14 protein-coding genes are annotated in these 20,629 nt (G+C 63.0%); 5 read left to right on the top strand and 9 right to left on the bottom strand.

Annotation, left to right across the window (positions count from 1 at the left end):
* Positions 1-159: 159 nt before the first annotated feature.
* On the bottom strand, positions 160-3,015 hold the full coding sequence (locus AB7008_RS19700) for an ATP-binding protein (RefSeq protein WP_441259341.1): 2,856 nt from the start codon (positions 3,013-3,015) through the stop codon (positions 160-162).
* A gap of 124 nt (positions 3,016-3,139) precedes the next feature.
* Positions 3,140-3,421 carry a hypothetical protein gene (locus AB7008_RS19695; RefSeq protein ID WP_441259340.1) on the bottom strand — a complete coding sequence of 94 codons (282 nt, stop codon included), beginning with the start codon at positions 3,419-3,421 and terminating at the stop codon, positions 3,140-3,142.
* Between the two features lie 312 nt (positions 3,422-3,733).
* Between AB7008_RS19695 and AB7008_RS19690 the strand changes: the two genes are divergently transcribed.
* The 3 genes from AB7008_RS19690 (at position 3,734) to AB7008_RS19680 (ending at position 5,994) form a co-directional block, all read left to right on the top strand.
* Complete coding sequence (locus tag AB7008_RS19690) at positions 3,734-3,976, top strand: hypothetical protein (RefSeq protein ID WP_248882420.1); 243 nt, start codon at positions 3,734-3,736, stop codon at positions 3,974-3,976.
* A gap of 359 nt (positions 3,977-4,335) precedes the next feature.
* Positions 4,336-5,607 carry an ABC transporter substrate-binding protein gene (locus tag AB7008_RS19685; RefSeq protein WP_441259339.1) on the top strand — a complete coding sequence of 424 codons (1,272 nt, stop codon included), beginning with the start codon at positions 4,336-4,338 and terminating at the stop codon, positions 5,605-5,607.
* A gap of 153 nt (positions 5,608-5,760) precedes the next feature.
* Positions 5,761-5,994 (top strand): hypothetical protein, encoded by a 234-nt coding sequence (locus tag AB7008_RS19680; protein WP_304493686.1) that lies wholly within the window; start codon positions 5,761-5,763, stop codon positions 5,992-5,994.
* Positions 5,995-6,301: 307 nt separating this feature from the next.
* Here AB7008_RS19680 and AB7008_RS19675 read toward each other — a convergent pair whose 3' ends face one another.
* Positions 6,302-7,195 carry a helix-turn-helix transcriptional regulator gene (locus tag AB7008_RS19675; protein WP_441259338.1) on the bottom strand — a complete coding sequence of 298 codons (894 nt, stop codon included), beginning with the start codon at positions 7,193-7,195 and terminating at the stop codon, positions 6,302-6,304.
* A gap of 579 nt (positions 7,196-7,774) precedes the next feature.
* Here AB7008_RS19675 and AB7008_RS19670 point away from each other — a divergent pair.
* Positions 7,775-10,675 (top strand): winged helix-turn-helix domain-containing protein, encoded by a 2,901-nt coding sequence (locus AB7008_RS19670; protein WP_441259337.1) that lies wholly within the window; start codon positions 7,775-7,777, stop codon positions 10,673-10,675.
* Positions 10,676-10,754: 79 nt separating this feature from the next.
* On the top strand, positions 10,755-11,963 hold the full coding sequence (locus AB7008_RS19665; RefSeq protein ID WP_441259336.1) for an ABC transporter substrate-binding protein: 1,209 nt from the start codon (positions 10,755-10,757) through the stop codon (positions 11,961-11,963).
* An 87-nt stretch (positions 11,964-12,050) separates the two neighbouring features.
* Here the strand turns inward: AB7008_RS19665 and AB7008_RS19660 are convergent, their stop codons facing one another.
* The 6 genes from AB7008_RS19660 to AB7008_RS19635 form a co-directional block, all read right to left on the bottom strand.
* Positions 12,051-12,752: a hypothetical protein gene (locus AB7008_RS19660; RefSeq protein ID WP_441259335.1), complete on the bottom strand. Its 702-nt coding sequence runs from the start codon at positions 12,750-12,752 to the stop codon at positions 12,051-12,053.
* Between the two features lie 10 nt (positions 12,753-12,762).
* Positions 12,763-14,034, bottom strand: a complete 1,272-nt coding sequence (locus AB7008_RS19655) for an efflux RND transporter periplasmic adaptor subunit (protein WP_441259334.1) — start codon at positions 14,032-14,034, stop codon at positions 12,763-12,765.
* On the bottom strand, positions 14,031-17,213 hold the full coding sequence (locus AB7008_RS19650) for an efflux RND transporter permease subunit (RefSeq protein WP_028155793.1): 3,183 nt from the start codon (positions 17,211-17,213) through the stop codon (positions 14,031-14,033). Before AB7008_RS19650 ends, AB7008_RS19655 begins: the two co-directional genes overlap by 4 nt.
* Positions 17,214-17,352: 139 nt before the next feature.
* On the bottom strand, positions 17,353-18,309 hold the full coding sequence (gene rpoH / locus AB7008_RS19645) for an RNA polymerase sigma factor RpoH (protein WP_441259333.1): 957 nt from the start codon (positions 18,307-18,309) through the stop codon (positions 17,353-17,355).
* Positions 18,310-18,455: 146 nt separating this feature from the next.
* Entirely contained in the window at positions 18,456-19,877 is a 1,422-nt protein-coding gene (locus AB7008_RS19640; RefSeq protein WP_441259332.1) for an ATP-binding protein, read from the bottom strand.
* Between the two features lie 60 nt (positions 19,878-19,937).
* Positions 19,938-20,618, bottom strand: coding sequence for a response regulator transcription factor (locus tag AB7008_RS19635; protein WP_014496376.1), 681 nt, complete (start codon positions 20,616-20,618; stop codon positions 19,938-19,940).
* Positions 20,619-20,629: the final 11 nt, after the last annotated feature.

Raw genomic sequence — 20,629 nt, 5'->3', positions numbered from 1 at the left:
AAAGACCGAGGCGAGGAGCCGGGGCATTCTTGGTCCAGCAATAGGACTTCGAAGCCAATGTTCTGGAGCACGGGGGATGCGGCGCTCGCCGAGGCCGCACCTGCGTCCGACAACATGTATCGGACGCCGCCCCCGGGGCATCCTGTAGCACCGCCCGTACTATGAGGTCGAAAACTCCGTCATCATCGCTCTCGCGAGCCTGAGATCCGTGGTCTCGAAACCCTCGGTGAATTGGCCGTACACAAGAGCCAGGATTTGGTGCGCATCGGCGCGACGGCCCTGACTCGTCCTCAACCGCGCCAGGCTGATCGCGGCCCTCAGCTCCCAGAACAGCGCACCTTGGCCACGCGCCACTTCGAACGCCTTGTCGAAGCACTGTTCGGCGGCGATAGCCGAGCGACGCTCGCCGGGATGCCGAAGCAACTCGCCCTTGATGCGCCAGAGCTCGGCCGCGTACCACCGCTCATCCCTCGCCTCACAGCGCGCGAGCGCCTCATCCGCGGTCGCGAGCCCCAACGATACTTCGCCGACCTCTCCGAGACATGCCGCCAGTTCGCCGAGTGGAAGCAGGAAGCGCGGCAGGAAACGCGCCTCGCCCGCCAGCTCGAGCGCCTTGCGCAGCAACGTCAGTCCGGCGGCGACATCGCCGCGTCGCGCCATCACCATGCCCCTGAAGGCGCGCGCCCACACGTTCCACAGACGGATCGGATGACGTTCGGTATGCTCGAGCAGCATGGTGCAATAGCCTTCCGCCGCATCGAGATCGCCGGCCAGGAAAGCAATCGGACAGGCCCCCTGGCCAAGCACGCTGCAGAAGGTCAGGGCGTGACCACTCGCACGGCCCTCCTCGACATTGCGCTCGACGACGTTCAGTGCCTGATCCGCCAACCCGAGAAGCCACAGGATGCGCGCCTGGAAATAGCGCGCCGAGGCTCGCAGGTCGAACCTGAAACGGATCACCTGCGGCTTCGCCGCCAGATCGGAAAGGCGAGACAAGGTCCGCCCAATGTGATGATGCGCCAACCGCTGGTCACCGAGGTAGTGCAGCGTGGTGGCGAGTAGCCGATCGCCCATCATCCGGTCGACCGAATTTTGGGAATCGGCCACGATATCCGCGAAGCGGTGCGCGAATTCCAACGCCTTGCGGAACTCGCCGTTGTTGAATTGATCGATGCACAGCCCCCACAGCGCGCGCAGGAGATAGTCGCTGTCGCCGAGCTGCTCGGCCAGTTGCAGGGTCGCAGCCCAGGCCGGACCGGCCTCCCGAGCCCTGCCGACGCCGTACATCAGCGACCAGCCAAGCGCCGCCGACAATTGCATGCGGAGCCGCAATGCACCGGCGGCGCTGTCGTCGAGGCCGACCAACGCCTGTTCGGTCCGCTCGCGGCACTCGGCGAGGAGCGACAATTGTACCCATAACGGAACGGCCCCTGCGGTCAGCGCCGCTCCGATCTGCGCATCTCCGCCTGGCGAGAAAGCCCAATCGAGGCTGGATCGTACGTTGTCGATGTGCTGGCCATAGAAGCCGAGCCACTCCGCTTGCGGCGTCACTTCGCTGTCAGTTTCCGCATTCGCAAAGAACCCGCAATAGTATCCGGCCTGGCGGCGCGCTACGCCCGGAAATTCGCCGCTGGCGTGAAGCTTTTCCAGCGCATAGGCGCGCGTGGTGTCCAGCAGGCGATAGTACGGGCGCTCGCCGCGAATATCCGCAAGGACGAGCGACTTTGCCACCAGATTGGCAAGCTCCGCGGTGACATCGCCCATCCCTTCGCTCGCGACCGCGATCACGGCATCGAGCAGAAACTCGCCGGCAAACACCCCGAGCCGCCGCAGGACCCGCGCCTCGGCGTCCGGCAATAGATCGTAGCTCCAGTCGAGCGTCGCGCGAAGGGTTTGCTGCCTGGGCAACGCAGTACGCCGGCCGGTGGTCAGAAATTTGAACCTGTCGTCGAGAAGTGCCGCGATCTTCGGCGGACTGAGCATCACGGCGCGTGCCGCCGCGAACTCGATCGCGAGCGGGATGCCATCCAGCCGGCGGCAGATGGCTGCGACGGCATCGAGATTCTCTTCGTCGAGCGCGAAGCTGGAGCCCAGCGCTTTCGCTCTCGTCGTGAACAATTCCACCGCCGTGTAGGCCGATGCGGCGTCGGACCCGAGCGGGACATCGGGCGGCACACCCAGGGGCGGAACGCGATAGACCTGTTCGCCGTCAATGCGCAGCGCTTCACGACTTGTCGCCAGGATGGTCGTTCCGGAACAGTGGCTGACGATCGTCTCGGCCAGTTGGGCCACGGTATCAACCACGTGCTCGCAATTGTCGAGAATGAGCAACAACGGCCTGGCGCCAATCGCGCGCGCGATGGAATCCGGGGTGATCTCCTCCCCTTCGAGCTTGATGCCGAGCATGCTGGCGACGGCCGAGCACACGAGCTTGGGATCGGGCAGCGAGGCCAATTCGACCAGCAATCGGTCGGCCGCAAAACCGGCTGGCAGCGTCCTGGCGGCTTGTAGTGCAAGTGCTGTCTTGCCAATCCCGCCAGGCCCGATGAGGCTCACGACGCGATAAGCCGTCAGAAGCTCCCACAAACGCGCGAGCGCGGTGGTGCGGCCGATCAGAACGAATGATGCATTGGGAATGTTGGTCGACGGCGGAGGCTGGGGTGCGGCAGATTGTAGCGGGGCATCCATCTGCCGTGTCCGCCATGAACCCAGCAGGCGATAGCCCCGGCCGACCGTTGTCGCCAGCATGTCACGATCCGAACCAAAGGCCTTCCGGATCGCCGCGATATGGACCCGAAGTGCACTCTCCTCGACGAAGACGCCGCGCCAGACACGCTCCGTCAGGTCATTCTTGGTGACCAGCCCGCCTTCGGCCTGAACCAATTCCGCAAGAATCTCAAAGGCACGACCGCCCAGAGGAACGGACTCTCCCATCGAGCGCAGTTCGCGTCTGGCAAGATCGATCTCCCATTCAGCGCAGGCGTAGACGGGGCGCTGGTTTGGCTCGGCCATCATCGGCATAGCCCCAGGCAGTTGCTTGATCTTGCGCCCAGCGTATCACCAACGCTTTCAAAATACACACCGTGTCCAGCGACCAAGGCCGCCAGACACTCGCCGCAAATATCGCAATGCTCGCGCGTCAGCAGCCGCGACAGATGGATCCTTCCAGCATCTTCTCGACCCGCGCGTCCTCCTTGTCGATGGCCGCATCCGAGCCGAGCAACGGTCCCTTCGTCGGATGACCAACTCCCTCCGATGACGGGAGCGCAGTGCCGAGCGAGTTCGTTCCCGGCGCAGCAGCGCTGGTACCGAGCGCGCCGCCGCTCTCCATCGACATGTGGGATCCCATGCCGCCGCGGGCAGATGCAACGCCCGAGAGCGCAAGGCTGGCGATGACGCAGAGAAACCAGAGCAGTTTCATGGCTCACACTCCTCATGTTGTATGACCTGCACCTAGAACTGGGCGTCGCACACGATTCAACCACGCACGATCGCGCGAGCAACTCTGACAACCGTGACAGATTCGGCTTCGAAGACGCATCAGACCTTGGTAACCGCGCCCCCTGCCTGATATTCCCGTCATCTTCTCGCAAGAGTGATGCACAGCAAGCGGGGTTTTCCGGCCGGACTGCCTATACAGCCCGGTATAGAAAACAATTCCGGATACGCCACCAGCCGAGCAGCGACCATCGCCAAGCGACTCTCCGCACGTCACAAGCAATGGAGAATCGCTATGACTGCATTCAAAACCCTGATCGCCGCAGTGCTGCTCTCAACGGCAACGATATCATCAGCCTCCGCGGCCTGGTCCTATGCCGATCAGGAGCCCGCCGCATTTGCATCAATGTATCCCAATCGCGACGTGCTGAATGGCGGCGCATTGACGCCGGCAGGACGAATGGGTCTCGAGCGGCCCGGTGGCGCGGCTCCGGTGTTCGGAGCGAGCCACATCTACAACCGCCACGCGCATCGGTAAGCGGCGGTAACACGCAAAAGTCAATTGCCGCGTAACCATGTCCGTCTGTGACCCCGCTCGGAGTGCGACCGCGCCATGCGGCGTCCCCCGCGGGTCCAGAGCCTCAATATCATCGGTTCCGAACGTTTGTTCGCGACAACGGCGGGACGGCGTCAAAGGCACCGCAGATCGGGCGCCGGTGACGGGCCAATTCTCCGCACACCATTGTAAAACTTCACAGTTCTTCAGCTTCTGTAATCCGGCTCGCGGCGGGTCCCGCGCTACACTCCAGCTATCGACTGTTGGACGAGCAGGCCCTCCCTTGGCGCCATACCGCCGCCCGGCAGGCACGATGACCAGCAGCGCTATGGAGGCATCGCTTGATCACCGGTGGAAGCGGCCATTTGAGTCCGGACATTGCGAGGCGCCTGCGAAATCTAGCGATCGGCGCCGTCATATTTGCGGCCGGCGCAGCCGGCGCCTCCGCGCAACAGCGATACGATTCCGGTGCGAGCAACACCGAGATCAGGATCGGCAACATCATGCCCTATAGCGGCCCGGCATCGGCTTACGGCATCATCGGCAGGACGATGAGTGCGTATTTTCGCATGGTCAACGAAAATGGCGGCATCAACGGCCGGACAGTCGAGTTCATCTCCTACGACGATGGCTACAATCCGTCCCGAGCGGTCGAGCAGGCACGGCGGCTCGTCGAGGACGACGAAGTGCTCGCGATCTTCGCCCCCTTCGGTACCGCGAGCAACGCCGCCATTCAAAGGTACATGAACAATCGCCACGTGCCGCAATTGTTCGCCATATCGGGAGCATCTCGCTGGGCTGATCCCGTCCATTTTCCGTGGACCATCGGCTGGCTACCGAGCTACCGAACCGAGGCACGCATCTACGCGGACTATATCCTGACGCATCACCCTGGCGCCAGGATCGGCGTCCTCTACCAGAACGACGACTTCGGACGCGATTATCTGGCTGGCCTGAAGGACGTGCTGCAAGACAGGTACCCGCAAATGGTGGTTGCGAGCCTGCCGTATGAAATCAGCGAACCGACAATCGACTCGCAGATCGTGGCGATCAAGGCGGCCGCCCCCGACATTTTCATCAATGTCGCCACGCCAAAATTCGCGGCTCAGGCGATCAGGAAGCTCGCCGAGCTGGACTGGCATCCCGTCCACATCATGACGAACGTCTCGGTTTCGGTCGGCGCTGTGTTGAAGCTCGCAGGACTGGACAATGCGAAGGGAGTCCTGAGTGCCGGGTACCAGATGGACGTGACCGACCCGCAGTGGGACTCATACCCGGCCATGCAGCACTTTCGCGCGTTCATGGCGAAATACTATCCGGACGCGGATCGATCCGAAAGTGGCCCGCTGGTGGCATTCAATATGTCGAGCGCGCTCGTTGAGGTGCTGAGGCGCTGTGGCGACGATCTCACGCGCGAGAGGATCATGCAGGTGGCGACGGACCTCGATATCGAGGGTGCAGCCTATATTCCCGGCGTCCGGGTAAAGACATCGCCGACGGACTTTCACCCGATCGAGCAACTCCAAATGATGCGCTTCACCGGCGAGAAGTGGGAATGGTTCGGTCCGCTCATGAATGGCCATGCGGACCAGATAACGCTTTCGCCCGACTAGCGGGCAATCGCTTTCGAGATGAAGCGCGGGCGACGACTTCGTGCAAAGGCGAAAGTGATCGTTCAATTGATACTGCTCATCCGACACATGCGTACACATGTCTGGCAGGCGAGCCGAGGCGTTCCCGGCGTCGCTTTGTCAAGGAGACGTGCAATGACTACACTGAAGCTCTTGTCGGCCGGACTGATGGTTTCGGCCATGATCGCCTCCCCCGCGATGGCTCGCGAAGGCAACAACCAGGCGCGCCGGACCAATGCCGACGCCTATGCGTCGGTTCAGCGCGTTCCGGTGACGTCCGAGCGCAACTGTGTCCGCGCTCCCGACGTCGGTGCGTATGCGAGCGACCCCTGGCGTCGGCCTCCGTGCGAGCCCAACTCGGGCTATTGAGCACGCCAACCGGAGCGAGCCCCCTTGCCGCGAGGCAATCGTCACCGCTGACTTGAAGAGGTTCATCTCGGCGCTTCGGGGGCTTCCGTCTCACGGACGTAACTGGAGGAAGAACGGCGGCCCTATGAAGCCCCGTTCTTCCGACCAGCCATGTCCGACGCGCATTGATCCGTACCAACAGCGTAGCCCCGGCATCTGCCGCGTATAATGATGGATGGCGAAGCCAGCTCCATCGCGGACTCCACCAACCTCGCCATTGCCGTCTCAGGCCCCACGAGGGTAGGCCTACTCGCTCGAGGCAAGGACATCAAAGATCGAATCCAGCCGCAGCGGCATCTCGCCATCGACTCGGCGTGTCACCCGCGAAGCGCCTGAACGTCGTCGTGAAGTGGGCCTGGCTTTGAAAACCCACTGTGAGCGCGACCTCAACAATCGGCATCTCGCAGCCCCGCAGCAGATCCTTGGAGCGCTGTATCCGGTGCCGCAAGATATACTCGTGAGGCCTGCAACCTGTCGCGGCGCGGAACTGGGCGGCGAAATGCATCCGGCTCAGGCCCGCAGCCGCGGCAAGATCCGCCAGCACGATTTTCTTGCGGAAGTGAGTCTCGATATAGTCGAGCACCCGTTTGAGCCGCCACTTCTGCAATCCCTGGACCGGCCTTTCAGAAGTGCATTGGCCGACGCGGGCTCGCTCGTCGAACCTCGGCTGCGCCTCGGACCGCAAGGCAAGGAGCCGGGCAATGACGGCAAATCGCAGGGCGTCGACGCAAAGGGCGCTATCGGTGGCCTTCAATCGCTCCATCGCGACGAGAGCTTCGGACAGGCGCTGAACAACCGGATCGTCGTTACAAATGGGCGCCGTTGTCACAGAACTAGGTGCAGTCATGGCCGCGCGTTGCCACGGGACTTCAACGCGCAGCCAGCCGGTGTCGCGCGCCGGATTACACCGGGATATGCCGGAGCTGCGCCGTCGCTGCCCTTCGATCGCGATGACCAGACCGAGCCGCTCGAAGGCAATCGTCGTTGCATCAAGGGGAGACAGATCGTCCCCGCCCGAAACAGTGGCAGGGGCGATGACCTTCGGAAGCGGCGCGATCGACGCCATTGCCAGGGCCGAGCGGAAATCTGTGTCGTCCGCGGTGGCGGTCGCCTGGGTGTCGCCATGCTTCGGTTGTGGCGACAATAATAATGGCTGAGACATGATCTTACTCTTGCAAGGATAATCCGAACGATGATGCCCCATTCCGGCGAAGCGCATCGATCGCAGAGTAAGGTAGCAAGCTATGGCCCGATCGCGAGTGAAGAGGCGCAAAATCAGGAAACTTCAGGCTCTCCTTCGCCGACATATCGACACCGTCGAAGCGATGCGCCGTGCCATCCTCTCAATCGAGATGCCGCGCGATGTCCTGCAGCCTCCGATGTGAACAGGTGTCGCGTCGACCGCTCGATAACGAAGAGACCAGGCAGGCCGCCGAGCTTCTGAACCGCCGCGACGCGTAATCCCCTGCCCTGTGTTGCTGTCGGGATGTGCTGCACGCTCCTTCCGGCCCGCTCCCCTATTTTGGCACTCTCATTCGTCCTCACGAACTCGTGTAGCAGGCAACGAGCTAGCCATGGCGAACAGCCCGCTACTGAGAAGGTCGTCTTGACACCCCAACGGCCTCCCCTGTAGGACACCTAGGCATACTGACGCTTTCAGAATCTTGCAGGGGCGGTGATCTTTGGGGGTCTCGTCACTCTCCTAGATTGCGGCAGTGAAGTTGATCCACGGACCCCCCTTATGTCGCCTTCGCCCGCTGTACGAACCTACTCTTTCGGTAATTGGCTTATCGATTGCCAGCGGAGAGAGCTGAAGTGCGACAACATCACGGTCCCGATCGGAAGCCGCGCATTCGAGATTCTCGAGAAACTGGCGAGTTGCGCCGGTCACCTGGTGACCAAGGATGATTTGATCGGAAGTGTCTGGTCAGGCCTGGCCGTCGAAAACAACACGCTCCAGGTCCATATCTCCGCCGTCCGCAAGGCGCTGGGCAAAGATCGCGATCTCCTCAAGACGATCTCGGGCCGTGGATATACCCTCGCCGGGACCTGGCGAAGCGGGCATTTGGACCAGCCCGCAGCGACATCGGTATCCGTCCCGGCCATCGACTCCTTTTCGAGTAACCTGCCGAACACGCGCGCTCCTCTCATCGGGCGCGAGGATTGCCTGAGCGAAATTGCCGAACTTATGTTCGCATATCGGGCCGTGACTTTGGTCGGCCCGGGAGGCATCGGGAAAACAAAGCTGGCCATCGAACTTGCGCGCCTGGTCGCATCATCATTCGATGGTGCGGTGGCGCTGGTCGAGCTCGCGACCTTGCATGATCCAGCACTTGCGACATCGACCACCGCCCGTGCGCTCAAGCTCGCCTTGAGTGACAAGGAGGTTTCGGCCGCCTGCATCGCCCAGGCTATCGGGTCACGGCGTCTGCTTCTCATCTTGGACAATTGCGAGCATGTCATCGACGTCGCTGCACAGATCGCGAGTGCTGCACTTCGCTATTGTCCCAATGTCACAATTCTTTCGACCAGTCGGGAAGGCCTCCGCATCGATGGCGAATACGTCGCGGCGATCCCGCCGCTGTCGGTTCCGGACTCTGGTTTGCGTGATCCCGGTTTGCTGTTGCAGGCAAGCGCCGTGCAGCTCTTCGTCGCTCGCACACAGGCGCTACGCGCGAACTTCTGTCCAAGCGCGGACGATCTGCTGAAAGTGGCCGCCATCTGTCGCCGGCTCGACGGAATTCCGCTCGCGCTGGAATTTGCCGCGGCTCAGGCCGCTAATCTTGGGGTAGACACCGTCTTGCTTCGCCTGGACAGGCGAATGGAGTTGCTGAGCGGCGGCCGCAGGGACCAACTGCCGCGGCACCAGACCCTGCGAGCGACGCTGGACTGGAGCTACGATCTGTTGTCGCCCGACGAGCAAAGGCTGTTGTGCTGGCTCGCGGTGTTTCCGGCAGGGTTCACACTCGATGCCGCCATTGCAATGATGGACAACGCGTTGTCCCGGTCGGACGTCATCGAAACACTGTTCAATCTGGTCGGAAAATCGCTGGTCTCACTCGATCCCTCCTTCGAAGGGCGGTGGCGTCTGCTGGAGACCACCCGCGCTTACGCCCTGGAGAAGCTGGCAGAAGCAGGACTGTGCGAGCAGGCCAGCAGACGGCATGCGGGCTTTCTCAGGCAGCTCACCATGCCACTGGGCGATGCCTCCCCCGCCTCCGACGATCTCACCCGCCTTGCCCAGGAAATTGGAAACGTGCATGCGGCGCTCGACTGGGCCTTCGCACCCGGCGGCGATGCCGCGCTCGGCGTAGAGCTGACGGCCGGCTTTGTGCCGGTGTGGATGCAAATGCTGTCCTTCATGGAATGCTCGACCCGCATCGAGCACGCTCTCGCCCATCTCGACGGAAAGCTGACCTGCAATCCAAGGCTCAAGGCGCAGCTCTATGTCGCGCTGGGGTTCGCGCTTCTCAATACGACTGGCTCGGCGGATCGCATGAAGGCGGCCCTGAACATCGGCCTTGCGCTCGGCGAAGAGCTGTCCGATCTCGAGCTTCAGCTCAAGGCTGTTTGGACGCTGTGGAGCTATAATCTCAACTCGGGCCAATACGACGCGGCCAAGAATGTCGGAGAGCGATATCTGGAGATCGCCCTTCGCACGGGAAACCCCGCCAACGAGACGGTAGGCCGCCGCCTGATCGGCGCCGCCACCCATTTTTACGGCGCGCAGGAGGAAGCTCGACGCGAACTGATCCTCTCCCTGGACCACTCGGCTCATGGATTGAAGGACGGCACGAACCAGATGTGGTTTCTGCTCAACCAGAGCGTCCTGGCAAAGGCCATGTTAGCCCGCGTACTGCTGCTCCAGGGAAAGATCGCCCAGAGCAGATCGCTGGCCGCGGAGTGCCTCGAGGAGGCGCAGCGTGAGAAGGACAAGCTCGCGATCGCTTACGCGCTGCGGAACGCCGTGTGCCCCATTGCGCTGATGACGCATGATGTCGCCACTGCCGATCAGGCGATCGCGTCGCTCCTCGAGCTCGTCACGCGCGAGGGAATAGCTTTCTGGACGAGCTGGACGTCCTGCCTGAAGGGGCAGTTGCTCGTCCTGCAAGGCAGACATCACGATGGAATAGAGCTGCTGCGCAGCGGACTGAAAGCGCGGGCCGAGAACGGCTGGCTGATGCGCAATCCCGAATTTCTCGGATCGCTCGCCGAAGGACTGTTCGCGGTCGGCGAGACTGCGCAGGCCCTGGCCGCCGTGGAAGATGCCCTGACCATCTCCCGGCAAGGCCAGCAATTGTGGTGCCTTGCTGATCTGCTGCGGATCAAGGGCGAGATCCTGCTTGCCGATGGCTCGTCAGATCGGTCCCGCTCGGAGGTCCTGTTCTCCGAGGGCCTGTCCGTTGCCAGAGAGCAGCAATGCCGCTTCTACGAGCTGAAAGTCGCGGCAGCCTGGGCAAGGATCATGGCAGCGTCGGACCGCCAGCAGACCGCGCTTGATCTCGTCGGTCCGGTCAGCGCTCTGTTCGATCGGGAGGTCGATCTTCCAGCGCTCGCCTTTGCGCGCGGTCTCGCTGCAAGTCCCGGCATCTCGATTTCGACGTGCGGCGACGACCGGCCCCCGTCCTGCACCTGCCACTAGGTTGCTGATCTATCGACCGGGACGGCATGTCCTGCAGCGCTGGACCAGCCCTCACACTCAATCCTCCGGATCCTACCAGATGAGCATCTCCCGACGACAGGTCTTAGGCGGCGTTGGCGCGTCGGTGTTTTCGCCCGGCATCATCCGCGCCCAGGGCACGAGACCGATCAGGATCGGCGAGATCAACTCCTATAGCAGCGCGCCCGCGTTTACCCTGCCCTATCGTCGCGGCTGGCAGTTGGCGGTCGAACAGCTGAATGCGAGTGGAGGTCTCCTCGGGCGAGAGCTGCAGGTCATCAGCCGGGACGACGAAGGCAAGCCGAGCGTCGCGCTGCGTGCCGCCGAAGAACTGGTGCAACGAAATAACGTCGATCTTCTGGCAGGCGCATATCTGTCGAATATCGGACTGGCGATCAGCGACTTCGCCCGGCAAAACCGGATCCTCTTCGTGGCGAGCGAACCGCTCACCGACGCCCTCGTTTGGGAGCGAGGACATCGATATTGTTACCGGCTCCGCCCCTCGACATACATGCTGGCAGCCATGCTGGTGGAGGAGGCAGCTCAATTGAAGGCGACACGGTGGGCGACGATCGCCCCGAACTACGAATACGGGCAGTCGGCCGTAAGATGGTTCACACAGCTTCTGAGCCGCCGCCGTCCAGACGTCGAGTTCATCAACAGTCAGTGGCCGCCGCTGGGTGCCATTGATGCCGGCGTGGTCGTCAACGCCCTCGCGCAGCAGAGACCCGAAGCGATCCTCAACGTCACCTTCGGACCCGATCTCGCCAGATTTGTGCGGCAAGGCAATGATCGTGGCCTGTTCGAAGGGCGACACGTCGTGTCGTTCACGACCGGCGAACCCGAATACCTTCTTCCCCTCGGGCAGGACGCACCGGAGGGATGGATCGTGACCGGCTATCCGGTGACCGAGGTCTTGGATCCCTCAAACAACGCCTTCGTCTCGGCCTATTCCGCACGATATGGCGAGGCTCCCACGATGGGATCCGTGGTCGGTCACGCCTTGATCAGCTCCATCGTGGCGCCGATCGCGAAGCTCGGGAGATTCGATACCGAAGCGATGACCGACGGCTTTGGCAACGTCGGCTTCGAAACGCCGTTCGGCCCGGCGATTTGGCGTTCCATCGACCATCAGAGCACCATGGGGACCTTCGTCGGCCGCACCACTGTACGGGGCAACAAGGGTGTGATGGTGGACTGGAAATACCGGGACGGTGGAACGATGCTGCCGCCCGACGCCGAAGTCTTGAAGCTACGCCCGGCAACGTGAAGCGCTGGCACAGCGCCGGCTACGCCAGCCGACGGGTCGTCCCCCGATCCGCAAACGGTGCGACGAGAGTCCCGTAGCGGCAGCGCCTCAGCATCCCGGCGGCAAGATCGGCGACACTCCCGGCGTTGGTGCCGCGCCTGACGCGTTGGCCGGCAACATGGTAGCAGGCGCTGCGAGGTTCATCGAGACTCCTTCCGCGCAGGCCGTGCTGTTCGGGCTCGGCATGACGGCGGCATTTGGATCGATGCCCGTGCCGCCGGCGGCGCTGGTGTCCGCCAGGATCGTTCCAGGCGCGAGGCTGGACGGCACTTGCGGGATCGAGAGCGGCAGGGACGCAGCGCTTGTCGCGAGCCCTCCCGGCGTCGAGCTGCATGCGACCGTCGTCCCCGTTCCCGCCGGTGCCGCTGCGGGAATTGTTCCGGTGGAGCTGCCGGCTTGCCCTGTGACCGGCAATAGCGGAGCGCCGATGCCTGACGCGGACGAGCCGATGCTCGATACGATCGGGGTCGCCGGCACCGGCATCGGAGACGTCGATGGCGTGGCGCAGACGACAACCGTACCCGGCGTCGTCGGATCCGAGGCGAGCGGAACAGGCGCCAGCGTCGTGTCGGGAACGCCAGGCTCGGTTGTTGCGGAAAACGGACCCGGACTGTTGAGCGGCGAGGTCACGATCGCACCCGGCACGGTTGGAAGGCCCATCGCCGTGGTGCCCATCGTTGAGACCTGCGCCTCACTCGAAGGACAGCCCAACAGCAGGGCGATCGTTGTTGCGAGCACGATCCGGATCATCTCTATGCTCCTAACTGACCTCGACCTTGCGAATGGTGACCTTGCTGCCCTCCGCCAGGTTCACCGCCGGATTGAGCACGACCTGGTCGCCGGGCTTGAGGCCCTCGCGCACTTCCACCGTGGTGCCGAAGTCCCGTGCGATCGCGATGTGCTGCAGATGAACGGTGCCGTTCCGCACGACCGCGACATGAAGACCGTTCTGATCGAAGGCGAGCGCATCGGACGAGACTGTCACCGACGGAGTCTTGCGCGGGATCGACAGCTCGACCGTGCAGTAGATGCCGGGACTTAAGGCACCGTCCGGATTGGGCACGTCGATCTCGGTCAGCAGAGTCCGGCTTCCCGGCTGCAATGCGCTTGCGATGCGTGTGACTTTCCCCGGAAACGTCCGCCCCGGAATCTCGGGGACGCGAATATCCGCGTCGACGCCCGGCGCGACTCCGAAGGCTTCGTCCTGCGGTACGAAGACCTGGGTTCGGATCACGTTGGAATGCATGAGCGTGAACATGAAGGTCGACCCGGCCTGCACCAGGCTGCCATTGTCCACGTTGCGCTGTGTGATCACGCCGTCGAACGGCGCCACCACACGCTGATAGGCCTTCTCCTGCTGGAGGACTCGAATCTGGGCCTCCTGCGCCGTGATGTTCGACTGGGCGACGCCCACGGCCGCCTGCTGTGCGCGCAGCGTGAGACGATCGTTGTCCCCCTGCTGTGCCGTCAGCCAGCCTTGCTTGACCAGATTGCTGTCGCGCGCATTGGTGACGTCGGCAAGCTCCCGGCTCGCTTGCGCCTGCTGCAAGGCGGCCTGGTTTTGCGCCAACGTCGCCTGCGCCTGGGCGATCTGCTGGTCGAGCTCCGGAGCCGTGATTAACGCGAGAAGGTCGCCTTTCTTGACCCGATCGCCGATATCCACATAGCGCTTTTCGATATAGCCGCTGGTCCGCGCGAAGATATTGGCTGCCTCGAACGCGGTCGTTGTCGCCGGCAAGGTAACCTTCATCAAGTCCCCGCTGGGCTGGACCGCCGCCACCCGCACTTCCGGAATGGCGGTTCTCACCTGCTCCGCCACTGCAGCGACCTCACGCGCCGCCTGATAGTGCCGCCAGCCGCCAATGCCGAGACCGCCCGCGAGCAGCAGAAGCATCCCTCCTCCGAGCAGCGCGCCGCCGTAACGGCGTCCGGGCGGCGCGGCCTTGCCGGGGAGCTCGACGATGCGGCGGCTCTCCGCATCGGGCGGGTCCCTCGCCTCTTCGCCATTGGTCCGCACACGAACGTCGCTCATTCCGGTTGCTCCTCGAATACGCCGTGGTGAGGCTTGCCATCGTTACCTTTGCGCAGCATGGCAAAGAGATACGGCACGATCAGCAATGTCGTCGGGGTTGCGAACAGCAGCCCGCCGATCACCGCGCGCGCGAGCGCGGCGTTCTGCTCCTCGCCCGGACCTCCGAGCGCCATCGGGATCATGCCCACGATCATCGCGGCAGCAGTCATCAGGACCGGCCGGATCCTGGTGCGGCCCGCGCTCAGCGCTGCCTGGAACGCGGAATGTCCCTTCAATTGCTCATCACGCGCGAACGTTACGAGCAGGATCGAATTCGCGGAGGCAACGCCGACCGCCATGATCGCCCCCATCAGCGAAGGCACGTTGAGCGTCGTTCCGGTGATGAACAGCATCGTCACGATGCCGCACAAGGTCGCCGGCAGCGCCATGATGACGACGAAGGGATCGCCGAAGTTCTGGTAGTTCACGACCATGAGCAGGTAGACCAGGATGGCGGCAAACAGCAGGCCGATCCCGAGATTGCGGAACGACTGATTCATGCTCTGGATCTGTCCCAGGACCTGGATCGAATTACCCGGCTGGAGCTGCTTCTGGAGTGTGGACGTGACCTTGTTGATATCGGCCGCGACGCCGCCGAGATCGCGCCCCTGAACGCTCGCATAGACGTCAAACACCGGCTGGACGTTGGCCTGGTTCGAATTGGTGGGGACACTCCCCCGCTTGAACGTCGCGACATTGCTGAGGAGGCCTGGCACCGTCTGCCCGCTCGCGGCAAGCGAGGCCGACACCGGCGTGTTTCCCAGTGCGTTCAACGAATTGGCCCTGTATTCGGGCGTCTGCACGGCCAGGTAATACGGGATGCCCGACGTCGGATCGGTCCAGAAGTTCGGCGAGACCTGAGCCGACGAACTGAGGCTGACATTGATATTGGTCGCCACTGTGCTGGCGTTGAGCCCCAACTGCGCCGCCCGGGTGCGGTCGATGTCCGCATAGAACGCGGGAGCATCGACTTCCTGCTGCAGATGCGCATCGACGACACCGGGGATCGTAGCGAGCCTCTTCTGCAGCTCCTTGGCCACGGTCAGATTGTTGGTGCCGTAGCCAACCGTGCGGACATCGATCTGCGCCGGAAGACCGAAGTTCAGGATCTGCGTCACGATGTCGGCCGCCTGGAAATAGAACGTGTCCTCCGGGAATGCCGCCGGCAGCACCTGGCGCAGCTTCCTGACGTAGTCCGCGGTCGGCTTGTGTCCATCCTTGAGTGACACGAGGATGGTGCCGTCGTTAACACCGATCGTCGAGCCATCGGTGAATGCGAGATTGTAGGGTCGCGCCGGAAGCCCGATATTGTCGACGATCAGCGCCCGGTCCCGCTCCGGAATCACTTCGCGGATCTTGTCTTCGACCGCCTGGAAGATCGCTTCCGTCTTCTCGATGCGGGTGCCCGCGGGCGCCCGAACGTGGAGCTGGATCTGGCCGCCGTCGATCAGGGGATAGAAGTCCCTGCCGACATAGACGAACATGGTGGCCCCGAGAGCCAGCACCAGCACCGCGACGACCGGCACGACGACACGACGCCGAAGCAACGTCAACAGCAGGTCGGAATAGCCGTTGCGCAGACGTTCGAACCCGCGCTCGAACATCGCCGAGGCGCGGCCGAAGATGCCCGACGGGCTTCCGCCCTCGCCATGGCGCCGTTCGCTCTTCAGCAGCAGGCCGATGGTGATCGGCGTCAGCGTTCGCGACAACGCATATGACGCCAGCATCGCGAACACCACCGCCAGGCCCAGCGGCGTGAAGAGGTATTTGGCCGGCCCTTCCAGAAAGACGACCGAGGTGAACACACAGCTGATGGCGAGCGTGGAGACGAGCGTCGGCACCGCGATTTCAGCCGCCCCGTGCAGCGTCGCATCAGGCAGCGGCATGCCTTCCTCGGTCCAGAGCCGGTGCGTGTTCTCGATCGTCACCGTGGAATCGTCGACCAAGATGCCGACCGCGAGTGCAAGCCCGCCGAGCGTCATCGTGTTCAAGGTCTCGCCGAGACAATACAGCACGACCAGCGAAGACAGCATCGCCAGCGGGATCGAGATCAGGACAACCAGCGTCGATCGCCACGATCCCAGGAACAGCAGGATCATCAGCGCCGTGAGGCCGGCCGCAATCGCGCCCTCACGCAGCACGCCATCGACCGAATGGGTGACGAAGACCGACTGATCGAACAGTTCGTTGATCTTCATCCCTGCAGGAGCCGACGCGCGAATCGAACTCAAGGCCTTCTTCACCCCGTTGACGACAGCGAGCGTCGAGGCATTTCCGTTCTTGATCACGCTGAGCAGGACGGCGCGATGACCGTCCTCGCGCACGATGTTCTGCTGGACCTGGGAGCCGTCCCGGACCTGGGCCACGTCCTTCAGGAAGATCGTGGCCCCGTTCACGAACTTGACCGGGATCATGTTGAGATCCTTGATCGAGGCCGGCGTGGCGTTGGTTCGAACGGTGTACTGGGTGTCGCCGATTTTCGTCGTGCCGGTGGGCAGCGTCAGATTTTGGGTGTTCACCGCATTGACGATGTCGAGCGGCGTCAATCCGCGCGACAGGAGCTTGTTCGGATCGATGTCGACCATGATCTGGCGGTACTTGCCGCCGGCAGGCGTGGGCAGCGTCACGCCCGGAACAGGCGCCAATTGCTGCCGGATACGATAGATACCGAAATCGTATAATTGCTGCTCGTTCAGACTATTGGACTCGAGGCTGAGCTGCAGCACCGGTACGCTTGATGCATTGAACTGCACGATGATCGGCGGCTGAATGCCCGGCGGCATCAGGGCGCGGATCGCGTTGGTTGCCGAGACGATCTGCGAGATCGCGAGGTCGAGATTGACGTCCGGCTGGAAGTAGATCTTCTGAACCGACAGGCCGTTGAGGGTTTGCGCCTCGATGTTCTTGATGCCGCTGACATTGGCGCTGATCGAATACTGGCTGTAGGTGCTGACGCGCTGCTCCATCTCAGGCGTCGACAGGCCCGTGTAGCTCCACACCACCGTGACGACGGGAATGCGGATCTCCGGAAAAATGTCCGTCGGCATCGACCAGATCGCGATGCCGCCGAGGAACAGGATCAGCGCCGCAAGCACATAGAACGTGTGCGGAAACCGCAGCGCGAAGCGAACAATTCCCATGGTAATTCTGCCTGAAGCAAGTTGCGCGGGATCATTGAGCAGATGAGGACGGGAGGGCATCCGTTCAAATGAAAACGAATTCAGATGCTCCGCGGCGGGACAGACATCATTCGTACCGGCATCACCGCCTCTCGATCGCTCATGGAGCGGTGAGCTCCCGCGGCCGTGAGCCCGAAACGCCGTCGGGGCGCTTCCGTGCCGCATCCTGCACGGCAAGAATTGCGGCTCGCCTGACCTTGGCAAAGGCGCGGATCTCGATCTGCCGAACCCGCTCGCTAGAGATCGAAAGCTCGAATCCGAGTTGCTCCAGCGTAACCGGGCATTCCGCCAGCCGCCTCGCCTCCAGAATATGACGCTCGCGCGCCGTCAGCATGCCCAACGCAGCGCGCAGGGCATTGGCACGGCGCTCCGTCTGCTCATGATCGGCGAGCACCGTCTCCGCGTCGATCGCCTGATCGACCAGCAACGCTTCCCACTCGGTTCCTTGCTCGTCGTCGCCAACGCGCGCGTTCAGCGACATGTCACCGTTCAGTCGGGAATCCATCTCGATCACCTCACGCGCCGTGACGTCGAGCCTTTCCGCGATCGTCTCGGCGACATCGGGGGTGAGCGCTGCCATCGCGCCGCCCGCGGCTTTCCTCATCTCGCTACGGAGCTTGAAGAACAGCTTCTTCTGCGCTGCCGTCGTGCCGATCCTGACCAGAGACCAGGAGCGCAGGATGTATTCGTGAACCGAGGCCTTGATCCACCAAACCGCATAGGTGGAGAACCGCGCACCGCGGCCGGGTTCGAAGCGTGACGCTGCGATGACGAGGCCGAGATTTGCCTCCGCAATCACATCGGCCAAGGGCAGACCGTACCCCTTGTAGCCGCGCGCCACCTTGGCTGCGAGCCGGAGATGGCTCGTGACGAGCGCGTTCACAGCGCCGCGGTCCCGCGTCTCCTGCCAGCGGCGTGCAAGCTGCTGCTCGTGACCGGGCTCAAGCAGTTCATAGCGCTTGATGGCCGCGGAATAGGCGCTGAGGAAAGGGGCCGATGGTGCGCCGGCCGCGACAGCCATGGCACTATTCCTCACTACTTCGTGGCGGATCTGCATCTGTCACTCCCACATACGAAACCGGCAAGCGGACTCTAGGAAGCCTCTGAAGGTGGAGGCCACTGAATTGAGCGTAACAAATCTGAATTCGCCTTCAGACATTCGGCATGTCCTGGCATCGAGAACATCACACTTCATGAGGGGCATCACATCTGATTGACGGTTGCGAGAGTTGGGGTCCGGGACCGGCATGCGGCGGCTTTGCTCGCCCTCCCGGTCCAGGCAAGGATCTCGATCCGCCCGCCGGGAGCCGGACCGATGATCAATCGAAAGCCATGCAGCTTGACGATGGCAGCCACCAGGCTCAGTCCCAGCCCAACCCCAGGCGTATTTCGCATCTTGTCGGAGCGATAGAATCGCCGCAGCACCGCTTCGCGCTCTTGCGTGCTGATGCCGGGTCCGGTGTCACTTACGCGCACGAGCGCGGTGTCATCTTCCGACACCAGTTCGAGCCTCACCTGGCCGCCGGGCGGCGTGAACTTGACGGCATTGTCCACGAGATTGGCCATCGCTTCGAACAACAGGTCCCGATCGCCCCACACCTGCACATTGCGATCGATGACGACGCCAAGCCCGATGCCCTTGTCTTCGGCGATGGGCTCATAGACGTCGCACACCTCGCGCAGTATCTCGTCGAGCGCAACGTTACCGAAACCCGCGGTGCGACGGCTGTTCTCGATCTCGGTGAGGCGTAGCAGGGCGGTCACGATCGCGAGCGACTGATCGATTCCGGCCATTGCCTTGTCCGTGACCTCCTGGAGCTGCTCCAAAGTGGTCGCATGCGTTCGGCCGCGCTCCAGCGCCAGGCGTGCGCGCGTGAGCGGCGTCCTGAGATCATGGGCGATATCGTTGCCGACACCGGCAAGCGCGTTGATCATGGTCTCCATCTCCGCGAGCATGCCGTTGACGATCCTGGCCAGTCGCGCGAACGGATCGTCGGAATTGTCTTCCGGAAGCCGCTCACGCAACTCCCCGGCCACGATCCGCTGCACCCGCTGGTTCACCTCTTCCACGCGTCTCTGGGCGCGAACGCTCAGCCACGCTCCGGCCAGTAGACAGAGGCAGAACGCCGGCAGCAGGCCGAGCGCAAGCGCCTGCCCCACGACACTCGAGATTTCGTGCGTCTCATCGACGTTCCGTCCCATCACCAGGACATCGCCGTTCTCGAGACGCCTGCCCACGACCCTGATGACCGGTCCGTGGACCGCCGATCTCTCGATGAGGTCGAGCCGCACACCCTGCGCCGCTCCACCGAGATCGAGCGCTTGCGGCAAGCTGTCGATGTTGCCGGCAAGCCGGGTGCCGGCACCATTGAAAAGTCCCGCGTACTGCACGCCTCTGGAATCCTGCTCGAGATGATCGGAGATCGCTCCGATGCGGCGCGCCGACGGCAAATCGGCGATGAAGTTGATCCGGGTCGTGATCATGCGGTCGGATCGTGCGATCAGATAGTCGTCGAGCTTCCAATAGGTGAACGCGAACAGCCCGACCACGAACAGCGCAAATGCGGCCGCCACCGCCAGGGCCCAGAGGAACGTGTTCGAACGGATGAACTGAATCTGGCGCATCGAACCGGCACTCTATATTCGTCCCGAGATGTGCTCCGCGAGCCCCTGGGTTGCGCGTCCTTATGCACGCGAACGCAGAATGAAGCCGGAGCCGCGAACATTGTGGATGAGCTGCGTATCGCCGGGACCATCGACCTTGTGGCGCAGCCGGCCCATATGCACGTCGATCAGATTCGTCGTTGCCGGAACGAACTTGTAGTTCCAGACCTCTTCGAGCAGCATCGCGCGCGTGAGCAATTGATCGCTCCGGCGCATCATGTATTCGAGCAGGCGGAACTCACGCGGCAACAGATCGATCTCGCGCTCGTCCCGTCGCGCGGTCCGCTCGATCAGGTCGAGCTCCAGCGGCCCGACATGCAGCGTGGTCTCGCGGCTGTCCATCGGACGGCGAAGCAATGCCTCTATGCGCGCGACGAGCTCGATGATCGCGAACGGCTTGGTGAGATAGTCGTCTCCCCCCATACGCAATCCGCGTACCCGATCGTCCACGGCGCCGAGCGCACTCAGAACCAGCACCGGCGTCCCGACCCGATCCTTGCGCAAGGCCTCGATCACGGTCAGCCCGTCCATTCCGGGCAGCATGCGATCAACGATCATGGCATCCGGACACGCCGCGCGCGCCCGATCGAGACCGTCGACGCCGTCAGGGGCCCATTGGACCTCAAAACCGCGATCGGCGAGTTCGGCGACGATCACCTCGGCGGTTTCGGCATCATCTTCGATCAGAAGAATCCGCGTCATGATCCTGCTCC

Origin of the sequence: Bradyrhizobium sp. 521_C7_N1_3 (genome assembly GCF_052075975.1) — a bacterium.
GTDB lineage: Bacteria > Pseudomonadota > Alphaproteobacteria > Rhizobiales > Xanthobacteraceae > Bradyrhizobium > Bradyrhizobium japonicum.
Note: the sequence above shows the minus strand (reverse complement) of the source record. Positions and strands in the feature narration are given on the sequence as shown.